At 52.0% G+C, this 1682-nt stretch carries 1 protein-coding gene and 4 tRNA genes; all 5 read right to left on the reverse strand.

The window, feature by feature from the left end; all coding sequences use genetic code 11:
- Positions 1-65: 65 nt before the first annotated feature.
- A tRNA-Gln gene (locus H7A81_RS27110) sits at positions 66-140 on the reverse strand.
- A 34-nt stretch (positions 141-174) separates the two neighbouring features.
- A tRNA-Gln gene (locus H7A81_RS27115) sits at positions 175-249 on the reverse strand.
- Between the two features lie 21 nt (positions 250-270).
- A tRNA-Leu gene (locus H7A81_RS27120) sits at positions 271-355 on the reverse strand.
- Positions 356-362: 7 nt separating this feature from the next.
- A tRNA-Met gene (locus H7A81_RS27125) sits at positions 363-439 on the reverse strand.
- Between the two features lie 215 nt (positions 440-654).
- The coding region (gene asnB, locus H7A81_RS27130) for an asparagine synthase B (protein WP_182059322.1) at positions 655-1682 on the reverse strand (1028 nt) is incomplete at its 5' end.

Genomic DNA, 1682 nt, shown 5'->3' on the forward strand with positions numbered 1-1682 from the left:
ATGAGTGATGTGCTCTAACCAGCTGAGCTACGTAGCCTGAGTTTACTGCTTACTGCATCCGATAATGGCTGGGATACCTGGATTCGAACCAGGGAATGCCGGTATCAAAAACCGGTGCCTTACCGCTTGGCGATATCCCATTTGTCGACTCGCATCCACGAGTAAATATCGGATTGGCTGGGGTACCTGGATTCGAACCAGGGAATGCCGGTATCAAAAACCGGTGCCTTACCGCTTGGCGATACCCCATCCGGCTGCCGAAGACTGAAATGGTGCGGGAGGCGAGACTTGAACTCGCACACCTTGCGGCGCCAGAACCTAAATCTGGTGCGTCTACCAATTTCGCCACTCCCGCGAAAAGATGGTGGCTACGACGGGATTTGAACCTGTGACCCCATCATTATGAGTGATGTGCTCTAACCAGCTGAGCTACGTAGCCATCTTTTTTCGCTAACCTTCATCGGCGTTGCGGGGCGCATTATGCGTATTGAGCTTTGTAGCGTCAACAAGTTTTTTGCCGTTTTTTGCCTTAAAACGCCTGTTTGACTGGCTTGTAACCAGGGTGGCGATTTATTCAGCAGTTTTCTATCCTCACATCGACGATGAAAACAAAAAGGGGCCTTTACAGACCCCTTATCCTACTCATTCACAAGCTTATTTGTAGGCGGACTGATGCACGCCGACAGCACGACCAGATGGGTCATCCATGTTTTTGAAAGCTTCATCCCACTCAATCGCTTTGGCAGATGAACAGGCGACGGATGGACCGCCCGGAACACACTCTGCTGCACTGGCTATCGGGAACAGCTCTTCAAAGATTTCGCGGTACAAATACGCTTCTTTCGAGTTCGGCGTGTTGTACGGGAAACGGAAGTGCGCGGTAGACAACTGCTGATCGGTGATCTGCTTCGCGGCCACTTCTTTCAGGCTATCGATCCAGCTGTAGCCTACGCCATCAGAGAACTGCTCTTTCTGACGCCATGCCACGCTCTCCGGCAGGTAAGAAGAGAAGCATTCACGCAGAATGTGTTTCTCCATTTTGCCGTTGCTGCCGCACATTTTGTCTTCCGGGTTGATGCGCATCGCCACATCAAGGAATTTCTTATCGAGGAACGGTACGCGGGCTTCAACGCCCCATGCCGACATCGCTTTGTTGGCACGCGCACAGTCAAACATGTGCAGCGCCAGCAGTTTACGCACGTTCTCTTCGTGGAATTCCTGAGCGTTAGGTGCTTTGTGGAAGTACAGGTAACCACCAAACACTTCGTCCGCACCTTCACCAGACAGCACCATTTTGATGCCCATTGCCTTGATTTTACGCGACATCAAATACATCGGCGTAGAGGCGCGAATGGTGGTGACGTCATAGGTTTCGATGTGGTAAATCACATCGCGAATCGCATCCAGACCTTCCTGCACGGTGAAGTGAATCTCGTGGTGCACGGTGCCCAGATGTTCCGCCACTGATTTGGCCGCTTTCAGATCAGGTGAGCCTTCCAGACCTACCGCAAAAGAGTGCAGCTGTGGCCACCAGGCATCACTTTTATCTTCATCTTCCACACGTTTTGCCGCAAAGCGCTTCGTCACGGCAGAAATGATAGAGGAGTCGAGGCCGCCAGACAGCAGCACGCCATAAGGCACGTCAGACATCAGGTGGCTTTTCACTGACTCTTCCAGTGCAT

The organism is Pantoea sp. ME81, assembly GCF_903970985.1.
GTDB classification, from domain to species: domain Bacteria; phylum Pseudomonadota; class Gammaproteobacteria; order Enterobacterales; family Enterobacteriaceae; genus Pantoea; species Pantoea communis.